Source organism: Tepidicella xavieri, from assembly GCF_004363315.1.
GTDB lineage: Bacteria > Pseudomonadota > Gammaproteobacteria > Burkholderiales > Burkholderiaceae_C > Tepidicella > Tepidicella xavieri.
Map to the genome: position 1 here is coordinate 274,357 of NZ_SNYL01000003.1, position 9,676 is coordinate 284,032.

A 9,676-nucleotide genomic window follows, 5' to 3' on the forward strand; every position below is an offset into this window, starting at 1 on the left:
CCATGCGGTGGCGTTGGCCGTGGCCGCTGCCGGCGGTGTTTGTCTGGGTCGGCGCCTGGGGCTGGTATGCCGGCTTGCTGGCGCTCGGGATCGGCGCGGCTGGGGCCTTCGCGGCGGCGGCCAGCCTCAGCGTGCTGGCCAGCCTGTGGGGGGATAGCCGCTGGCGGCGCGGGCTGATCGCGCTGGGCTTTCCTCTGTCGTGGGTGTTGATCCACGGCGCCGCTGGGGTGCCGGCCTGGGTGTGGTTGCTGCCCGCGGCGGTCTTTCTGCTGCTGTATCCGCCATTGGCCTGGCGCGATGCGCCGCTGTTCCCGACGCCGCCCGATGCGCTCGATGGTCTGCGCGATCAGGTGTTCCTGCCGCCGATGGCGCGCATCCTGGATGCCGGTGCCGGCCTGGGCGATGGCTTGCGGGCGTTGGAACGGGCTTTTCCTGACGCCCGCCTCGAAGGGGTGGAGCGCAGTTGCCCCTTGGCGCAGCTGGCCCGTTGGCGCTGTCCGGCGGCCCGCGTGCGCCGCGGCGACATGTGGGCCACGGACTGGTCTGGCTACGACATGGTGTACCTGTTTCAACGGCCCGAGACCATGCCGCGCGCCGCGCAAAAGGCCCGGCGCGAGCTGCGTCCCGGGGCTTGGCTGGCCAGCCTCGAATTCGAGGTGCCCGGCTGCCCCCCGACCCTGCGCTGGACGTGCCCGGATGGCCGCCTGCTGTGGCTGTATCAGGCGCCGCTGCCGCCTGCCGGGCCGGTCGAGGGCGAGCGCCTGCCTTGACGCCAGCGGGCGATCATGTCGGCCGCCGGCTCGGGCCGGCCAAACAGGTAGCCTTGCAGCAGCACCTCGGCGTGGTTGCGGAAGAAGGCGGCGTGCTCCGGGGTCTCGACGCCTTCGGCCACCACGCGCAACTGCAGATGCCGGGCCACCGACAGGATGGCCTCCACCAGCGCGGCATCGCTCTGGTCGTGCGGCGCGTCCTGCACGAAGCTGCGGTCGATCTTGATTTCGTGAATGGGCAGCGATTTGAGGTACGACAGCGAAGAATAGCCCGTGCCGAAATCGTCGATGGAAAAGCGCACCCCGTGCCGGTTCAGCGCCTTCATGCGCTCGATCACGTCGTCGATGCGCTCCACCACCACGCTTTCCGTGATTTCCAGGATCAGGTCCTCCGGGGCGGCGCCAGTGGCCTGCAGCAGGTCCAGCAGGTCTGGCGTGAACCGCGTCTGGTGGAACTGCTGCGGGCTGATGTTGACGGCGATGGGCAGGCGCAAGCCCTCGCGGCGCAGTTGGCCCAGGTGCTGGCACACCTCGCGCAGCACCCATTGCCCGAGCGGGGCAATCAGCCCGCTGTCTTCGGCCACGGGGATGAAGACGCCGGGTGGCAGCAGCCCTTGCTCCGGATGGGCCCAGCGAACCAGCGCCTCGGCGCTGACCACTTCGCCCGTGGCGGTGGCCTGAGGCTGTAGGTACAACCGCAGTTCGCCGGCGGAAAGGCCCCGGCGCAAGTCCTGCTCGATCGCGAAGCGTCGTCCGGCGGCCTGCCCCATGGCGGCGTCGAAAAACGCGGTCTGGTTGCCGCCGCCGTGCTTGGCGCGGTGCAGCGCGGTGTCGGCGCGGCGCAGTGCTTCGCTCGGGGTGTCGCTGAAGTGGTGGGGCAGTAGCGTCACCCCGATGCTGGCTGTCACGTTGATGTCGGGGCGATCCGGCAGTGAGAAAGGGCGCTTGAGCAAGTCGTGCACCACCTCGGCCAGACGCATCGCTTCCTGGGAAACGGCGTCCTCATCTGCGGCGTTGCCGTGCATGAGCAAGGCAAACTCGTCGGCGCCCAGGTGCGCCAGCACGAGCCCGGCGCGCATCAGCGTCGAGAAACGCTCGCCCAGCCGTTTCAACAGCCGGTCGCCCGCGGCGTGGCCCAGCGCGTCGTTGAGCGTTTTGAAGCGGTCGATGTTGACCAGCAGCAGGGCGCTGAGGCGATGGTTGCGGCGGTCACCCGACAGGGTTTCGGCGAGCTCGCGCAGCAGATGGCGCCGGTTGGGCAGCCCGGTCAACAGATCGAACCACGACAGCTGGTGCGCCATGTCTTCGGCATGGCGCTGGGCCGTGATGTCGAGCTGCACCGACAGGTAGTGCGTGATGTGACCGGAAGGGTCGCGCACCGGCGCGATGGTGACGGCCTGCACATAATCCTTGCCGCTCTTGTGGCGGTTGACGATTTCGCCGTGCCAGGTTTCGCCGGCATGGAGGCTGCGCCACATGGCTTCGTACACCTCGTGCGGTGTTTGGCCCGAACGCAGAATGCGGGGATTTTGCCCCAGCACCTCCTGGCGTGTGTAGCCGCTCATGCGCTCGAAGGCCGCATTGACGTATTCGATGCGGCCTTGCAGATCGGTCAGGATGACGCCGGCCGGGCTTTGCTCCATGGCCTGGGACAGCTGCAGGATCTTGGCCTCGGCTTGCTGGCGGGCGGTGATGTCGCGGGTGACGCCCTGCAACTGGACCGGCTGCCCCTGCGCGTCGGTGATGAGGGTGGAGACGATCTCGACCGGGATGCGGTGGCCATCGCGATGCACCTCCTCCAGCCGGTCCGTCTGTGAGCGGGCCGACTTGTCGCCCGCGGCAAAGGCGCGCAGGCGCTCCGGCAGCCGTTTGCGCACCGCAGCAAGCGATTCGGGGGTGAGGATGTCGTCCAGGTCTTTGCCGAGCATTTCTTCCGGGGTGTAGCCCAGGTGGCGCTCGACCGACGGGCTGATGTAGAGCAGCCGCTCGGTGGCCAGATCGAGCAGCCACACCACGTCGCTGCCGTTTTCCGCCAGCAGCCGGTAGCGGGCTTCGCTGGCCTGCAGGCGCTCGCGCACGGCGCGCAGCTCGTCGATGTGGCGCGCCGACCAGTTCAGCCGCCGCCGCTGCACATACAGGTACACACCCACGCCCAGGGCAAAGAGGGCCAGGATGCCCGACAGGGCGATGGTCAGGCCGCCGCGCACCGCTTCGGCCATGAGCTCGCTGCGGTCCTGTTTGACGAGCAACCACCAGCCGGTGTCGCCCACCGGCAGCACCATGGCATAGACCGGCACCCCCGCATAGTCGCGCCCGTCCATCATCTCGCCCGGGGCGGCTTCGCCTCGCAGCACACGGGCTGAAGGCAGCCAGGGGTCGCTCAACGGGCGAATGACGTGGGGCGCGGCATCCGGCAGGCGCTTCAATGCGCTGAGAAAGACGACCTCCTCGCCCCGCTGCGCCACCAGCACCGCCTCGGCCGACTCGCCCGGCAGCGGCCAATCCTTCAGCGCAGGATGGAAATATGGGGGCAGGTCCAGGTGCATCACCACCACCGCCGGCCGCTCGAAGCTCAGGGCGATGGGGGCCAGAAAGCGCAGCCGCGCCTGGCCGTCGGCATCCAGGCGCGGGCCGTCGCGCTGGACCTGCCCAGCAGCTATCGCTTTGCGCACGCCGCTTAGCAAATCGGCGGCGCTGGAGAGTTCCGTAAATTCCGGATCATTGATGCCGCGACCTTCGGCATCGATCACTTCCACCCGATCGAACTGTCCTGATAAGGCGATACGGCGCAGCCGCTCCTGCACTCCCTGGCGGGCCTGGGGCGTGCTTTCGCGGGCCCACATCAACCAATATTGCGGCAACCCGACGCTGTGTTGCACCCCCAACGCTTCGTTCCAGCGTTCCCGATGCCAGGCAGCGATTTGCTCGGCCTTGGACAGTCCGATGGCGCGCAACTGGTTTTCCGCGTCATGCCGCTTTTCGCGGTAGCGGTCGTGGATGTTGAGGCCTGTGACCACCACGATGGTGACGGCCAGCAAGCCGATGGCCAGCCAGGGCAGCGTTTCGCGCGGTGGCGTTTCGGCTTCAGGTTCCTGACCCGGCCAAGTGGGCGCCGATCGGGTGGATCGCAGCAGCGCCAAGTACAGCAGGATGGACGTGACCGCCACGAACAGCCAGCCCTTGAGGGTTTGGGCCATGAGCCGTTGTTGCAAATCCTCGGCCAGCAGCCAGTCCACTGCCTTGTCGGACAGCAAAATCCACAGCGCCGAAAAGCAGGCATAGAGCAGCACCACCGTCAGCGCGTATTGCCCCCGGTTGCTCACGAAGGGCGGGATCCGGCGGCTGCTGCGGGGCATGGTCGGGGTGGGCAGGGGGTCAGAGGGCGAAAATTTTGCCAGGGTTGAGGATGTTGTCGGGGTCGAGCGCGCGCTTGAGGGTGCGCATCATCTCGATCGCGCCCTCGCCGGCCTCGTCGCGCAGAAAGCCTATCTTGTGCAGGCCCACGCCGTGCTCGCCGGTGCAGGTGCCTTCGAGCGCCAGGGCGCGGTGCACCAAGCGGTCATTGAGCGCCTCGGCGGTTTGTCGCTCCTGGGGGTTGTCGGGGTCGATGAGGTAGCCGAAGTGGAAGTTGCCGTCGCCCACATGGCCGACGAGGAAATAGGGCAGGCCGGAGGCGTCGGCCTCGGCCACCGAGTCGAGCAGGCAGTCGGCCAGTCGGCTGATGGGCACACAGGTGTCGGTGGAAATGGCGCGGCAGCCCGGCTTGCTCTGGATGGCGGCGAAGTAGGCGTTGTGCCGAGCCGTCCACAGGCGGGTGCGTTCCTCCGGCGTCGTGGCCCATTCGAAGGCCTGGCCGCCGTGTTCGCCAGCGATTTCCTGCACCCACTCAGCCTGCTCCTGCACGCCGGTGGGCGAGCCGTGGAACTCCATCAGCAGCATGGGCTCCTCGCGCAAGCCCAGCTTGGCATAGGCGTTGACCATTTTCACGGTGCCGCCATCGAGCAGTTCGCAACGCGCGATGGGAATGCCCATCTGGATAATGGCAATGGTGGTGCGCACGGCCGCCTCGATGCTCGGGAAAGAGCAGATGGCGGCGGAAATCGCCTCCGGCAGCGGATACAGCCGCACGGTGACTTCCGTCATGATGCCCAGCGTGCCTTCGCTGCCCACCAACAGCCGGGTGAGGTCGTAACCGGCGCTGGATTTGCGGGCCCGGCTGCCGGTGCGGATGACCTCGCCTCGGGCCGTGACCACCTCCAGCGCCAGCACGTTCTCGCGCATGGTGCCGTAGCGCACGGCGTTGGTGCCGCTGGCCCGCGTGGCGGCCATGCCGCCGATGGAGGCGTCGGCCCCCGGGTCGATGGGGAAAAAGAGGCCGGCGCTTTTGACGGCCTCATTGAGCTGCTTGCGTGTCACGCCGGGCTGCACGGTGGCGGTCAGGTCCTCGGCATGGATGTGCAGCACCCGGTTCATGCGGCTGACGTCGATGCTGATGCCGCCGTGCACCGCCAGCAGGTGGCCTTCCAGCGACGAGCCCACGCCAAACGGAATCACCGGCACCCGGTGCTTCGCGCACAGCCGCACGGCATCGGCCACGTCGGCCGTGGACTCGGCAAACACCACCGCCGCCGGTGGCGGCACGTGGGTGAAGGCCGACTCGTCGCGCCCGTGCTGTTCGCGCACCGCCAGCGCCGTCGAGCACTGCGCCCCGAAGCGGGCCTGGAGCGCGTCCAGAAACGCGGCGGGCACTTCGCGCGCGTTCACCGTGGGCAGCAAATGGGTGGGCAGGGGGGCGTTCATGGCATGTCTCCGTCGGGGCGTTCACCGCGGCCTGGGGGGTGGCAGGGCGGTGTCGGGTCAGCATAATCAAAGGATTATCACCTTACAACCCTTCCTGGAGCAGACATGGGCAACCGATTGACGCAAATCGCCACCCGCACGGGCGACGCCGGCACCACCGGCCTGGGCAACAACCAGCGCGTGAGCAAGAACAGCCTGCGCGTGCACGCCATGGGCGACGTGGACGAGCTGAACTCCCACATCGGCCTGTTGCTGTGCGAGGACATGCCGCCCGACGTGCGCGAGCTGCTGGTGGAGATCCAGCACCAGCTGTTCAACCTGGGGGGCGAGCTGAGCGTGCCCGGCTTCGAGCTGCTCAAGCCCGACGCGGTGATCGCGCTGGACGAGGCGCTGCAACGGTACAACGAACAACTGCCGCGGCTGCAGGAATTCATCCTGCCGGCCGGCACGCGGGCGGCGGCGCAGGCCCACGTGTGCCGCACCGTGGCGCGGCGGGCCGAGCGCCACGTGGTGGCCCTGGGCCAGGAAGAAGCCATCAACGACGCGCCGCGCCAGTACCTCAACCGCCTGAGCGACCTGATGTTCGTGCTCGCGCGCGTGCTCAACCGCCTGCACGGGGGCGACGACGTGTACTGGAAGAGCGAGCGCCTGCAACGCGGCGAAGCCTGACCCTGCCCCTGCCCGGCACAGGCCGCGCCCCCTGGGCGGTGTAGGAATTTGCCTGACAAGCTGCCTCACGACAGGCTGACGCGCGGAACAGCCGTTTTCCGATTCAAGGTTTGTAGGGCGGATTTCACAATCCTTTTCAACGAATCGACGCTTTTTCAGCCGTGCTAGTTCCCCCGCACGGCGGCGTAGAGACCAGGAGAGTGACATGACCGACCGCCCCGCCACCGCCGCCTCCCCCGCTGCCGATGCCCTGCTGGAGCAGATCCGTGAGGCCAACCTGACCTACCTCATGCTGGCCCAGCAACTGATTCGCGCCGACAAGGCCGAGGCCGTGTACCGCCTGGGCATCAGCGAGGAGTCGGCCGACCTGATCGCCACGCTCTCGCCGGCGCAGGTGTTCAAGCTGTCGAGCACCAGCACGCTGCTGTGCCGTTTCCGCGCCGACGACGAGATGGTCTGGGGCCTGCTGACCAGCAGCCACGCGCCCAACCGCGTGGGCAACGACACCACCCAGCGCCTGCACGCCAACATCCTCATGGCCGGCCGCCTGGCCGAAGCCGCCGCCTAATCAATCTCGCCCCCCCTGTTACCCGACCCGCAGGAGCTCACCATGGCCGCCGTCAAGAGCATCGTCAACGAAAGCAAGGACATCGAGCGCGCCGTCGCGCTGATCCGCATGGGCGCCCGCTTGCAGGTGCTGGAAAGCGAAACCAGCCTGTCGTACGAAAAGCTGCTGCGGCTGTACAAGGAAGTGGCGGGCAAGTCGCCGAGCAAAGGGCAGTTGCCGTTTTCCACCGACTGGTTCCTGAGCTGGCAGCCCAACATCCATTCCTCGCTGTACGCCAACATCGCCGAATACCTCAACAAGACCGTGGCGCTGGATTCGATCGACGTGGTGATGAAGGCCTACAAGCTCTACGAGGAGCAGATGCGCACCTGCGGCATCGAGCCGCTGCTGAGTTTTACCCGCGCCTGGCGCCTGAGCAAGTTCATGGACGCGGGCATGCTGGTGCGCACCAAGTGCACCTGCTGCGGGGGCCACTTCGTGACCGACCCCTATGAAAACGCCCGCCACTACGTGTGCGGCCTGTGCAAGCCGCCGGCCCGCGCCGGCAAGGGCAAAGCCGACGGCGGGCTGCGCCTGGCCTGATCGTCAAACGGCCCGCAACGGCCAGAACAGCGGGATGAGCAGGCTGGCCAAGGCCCACACGATCAGGTTCATGGGCACGCCGAGCCGGGCAAAATCGCTGAAGCGGTAATTGCCGGCGCTGTACACCAGCGTGTTGGTCTGATAGCCGATGGGCGTGGCGAAGCTGGCGCTGGCGGCAAACATCACGCCGACCACGAAGGGGCGAGGGTCCACCCCCAGCTCCAGCGCCACCCCGATCACGATGGGCGTGAACAACACCGCCACCGCGTTGTTGCTGATGAATTCGGTGGCGATGGAGGTGGCCAGGATCACCAGCGACAGCACCAGCCAGGGCGACAGCCCGTCGCCCCAGACCACCAGCGATTGCGCCGCCAGGGCCGACAGGCCCGAATCGCGCATGGCCACGCTGATGGCCAGCATGCCGTAGATCAGCATCAGGATCGGCCACTCGATGGCTTTGTAGGCTTCATCCGGCTTGAGGCAGCCGCTCAGCACCACGGCCACCGCCCCGATCAGGGCCAGCCCTTCGATGGGCATGACGTTGAACGCCGCCAGCCCCATCACGGCCACCAGCGCGCCCACGGCGATGGGGGCCTTGTCGCGCCGGTGCGCGGCCGTCTTGCCTTCGGTGATGGCAAAGAGGTCGCCGTTGTCGCAAAAGCGCTGGATTTGCCGCGGCGTGCCTTCGACCAGTAGCACGTCGCCGAACTGGAGCTGGAAGTCGTCGCCGATGTCGCCGATGGAGGCGTTTTTGCGGTGCACCGCGATCAAATGGATGCCGTAGCGCGCGGCCAGGTCCAGGTCGCGAATGGGGCGCTGCACATAGCGCGAGGTCTGCCCCACCAGGGCCTCGACGATGACCACGTCGCGCCGGCGCAGGGTTTCGAGGTCCTGTGCCGTGCTGTCGGGGGCCGGGGCGGCGTGCAGCCCCACCAGGTCGCTTTGGCGCAGGTCCATCATGGCGCTGCTGCGGGTGTGCACCACCAGCCGGTCGCCGGCCTGCAGCCGGGTCTCGGGCGGCGGCGCGCTCCATTCCTCCTCGCCCCGGAACAGCTTGAGCACCTGGATGGTGCCGTTGGCCAGATGCGCTTCGCGCAGGGTGCGGCCGTTGAGGCGCGAGCCCGCAGGCACGAACAGCTCGGTCATGAACAGGCGGTCGCCGCTGCCGCTGAATTGCTGGGTCAGTGTCTCGCGCGCGGGCAGCCAGCGCCGCGCGAACAGGAACATGAAGCCGCAGCCGGCCAGCGCGATCACCAAGGCCGGCGCCGTGATCTCGAACAGGGTAAAGGGCGCCAGCCCGAAATCCCGCGCCACGCCGTCCACCAGGATGTTGGTGGAGGTGCCCACCAGTGTGACCATACCGCCCAGGATGGTGGCGTAGGACAGCGGGATCAGCAGGCGCGAAGGGGCCAGCGTCAAGCGGCTGGCCAGACTCATCACCACCGGAATCATCACCATCACCACCGGCGTGTTGTTCATGAAGGGCGAAACCACCAGGCCGATGAGCAGCATGCCGGCCAGCAGACGCGGCTCGCTCTGGCCGGCCATCTGGGCGATGCGCTCGCCCAGCCAGTCCACGCAGCCGGTGCGGCTGAGCGCCGCGCTGATGACGAACAGGCAGGCGATGGTGAACGGCGCGCTGTTGCCCAACACGCCCAGCACCTTGGCCGGCGTCAGCGGCCCCAACACCAGCAGCAGGGCCACGGCCGCGAGCACGGCCAGATCGGGCTTGACCCACTCGCGGATGAAGGCGACGAACAGGCCGGCCAGCACCAGACCGACAGCGAGGGCGTGATAGGACTCGGACAGCATGGCTGCCGAAGATAGCGCCGGCCCCTCAAAACGCCAACGAATAAAAAGTCATCTACTTATTCATTCTCAGCCCATTGGGGCTGCACTTCGGGCGGCTTTACCGATCGTGCAAACGCGCGTGCACGGCCAGCAGCGCCTGGGTGAGCTTGTGCTTCGGCTCCAGGTGGATCATGGGGCGTGAGAGCTGGTGCGATTCGCGCACCTTCACCGACGACGGCAGATAGGGCTCCAGCACCGGCAGGCCCTCGTCCACCAGTTCCTGCACCAGCCGTTGCGGCAGGTTGGCGCGGGGCTGGAACTGGTTGACCACGATGCCCTTGATGGCCAGATGCGGATTGTGGTCGGCGCGGATTTCCTGCACGTTGGCCAGCAGGGTGTAGCAGGCCGTTGAAAAAGTGCCCATCGAAGCAGCCGAGGCTCTGCCTGCGTCGGCTTTCAACCGGCTGGATCCGCATTTCCAGCCCCTGGCAGCCCT

The 9,676-nt window shown here is 67.6% G+C and carries 7 protein-coding genes and 1 pseudogene; 4 read left to right on the top strand and 4 right to left on the bottom strand.

Features of this window, described 5'->3' with window-relative positions; genetic code table 11:
* Positions 1-2: 2 nt before the first annotated feature.
* Positions 3-770 carry a class I SAM-dependent methyltransferase gene (locus DFR43_RS04185; RefSeq protein WP_133596103.1) on the top strand — a complete coding sequence of 256 codons (768 nt, stop codon included), beginning with the start codon at positions 3-5 and terminating at the stop codon, positions 768-770.
* On the opposite strand, the gene DFR43_RS04190 is transcribed toward DFR43_RS04185, so the two are convergent.
* Together DFR43_RS04190 and DFR43_RS04195 are read right to left on the bottom strand one after the other, a co-directional pair.
* Positions 719-4,126 (bottom strand): putative bifunctional diguanylate cyclase/phosphodiesterase, encoded by a 3,408-nt coding sequence (locus tag DFR43_RS04190; RefSeq protein ID WP_133596104.1) that lies wholly within the window; start codon positions 4,124-4,126, stop codon positions 719-721. The two genes, DFR43_RS04185 and DFR43_RS04190, sit on opposite strands and share 52 nt — an antisense overlap.
* Before the next feature lie 19 nt (positions 4,127-4,145).
* On the bottom strand, positions 4,146-5,570 hold the full coding sequence (locus DFR43_RS04195; protein WP_133596105.1) for an FAD-binding oxidoreductase: 1,425 nt from the start codon (positions 5,568-5,570) through the stop codon (positions 4,146-4,148).
* Positions 5,571-5,675: 105 nt separating this feature from the next.
* Here DFR43_RS04195 and DFR43_RS04200 point away from each other — a divergent pair, with 105 nt between their 5' ends.
* The 3 genes from DFR43_RS04200 to flhC all read left to right on the top strand — a co-directional run bounded on the left by DFR43_RS04200 (position 5,676) and on the right by flhC (position 7,389).
* The gene (locus DFR43_RS04200) at positions 5,676-6,239 is read left to right on the top strand and encodes a cob(I)yrinic acid a,c-diamide adenosyltransferase (RefSeq protein ID WP_133596106.1); all 564 of its coding nucleotides are present in this window, start codon (positions 5,676-5,678) and stop codon (positions 6,237-6,239) included.
* Between the two features lie 205 nt (positions 6,240-6,444).
* Positions 6,445-6,807, top strand: coding sequence for a flagellar transcriptional regulator FlhD (gene flhD / locus DFR43_RS04205; RefSeq protein ID WP_133596107.1), 363 nt, complete (start codon positions 6,445-6,447; stop codon positions 6,805-6,807).
* Positions 6,808-6,849: 42 nt separating this feature from the next.
* On the top strand, positions 6,850-7,389 hold the full coding sequence (gene flhC, locus DFR43_RS04210) for a flagellar transcriptional regulator FlhC (RefSeq protein WP_133596108.1): 540 nt from the start codon (positions 6,850-6,852) through the stop codon (positions 7,387-7,389).
* 3 nt (positions 7,390-7,392) lie between these two features.
* Here the strand turns inward: flhC and DFR43_RS04215 are convergent, their stop codons facing one another.
* Together DFR43_RS04215 and DFR43_RS04220 are read right to left on the bottom strand one after the other, a co-directional pair.
* Positions 7,393-9,201: an SLC13 family permease gene (locus DFR43_RS04215; RefSeq protein ID WP_133596109.1), complete on the bottom strand. Its 1,809-nt coding sequence runs from the start codon at positions 9,199-9,201 to the stop codon at positions 7,393-7,395.
* Positions 9,202-9,298: 97 nt separating this feature from the next.
* Positions 9,299-9,586, bottom strand: a pseudogene (locus DFR43_RS04220) (ParA family protein); the annotation flags it as partial.
* Positions 9,587-9,676 lie beyond the last annotated feature (90 nt).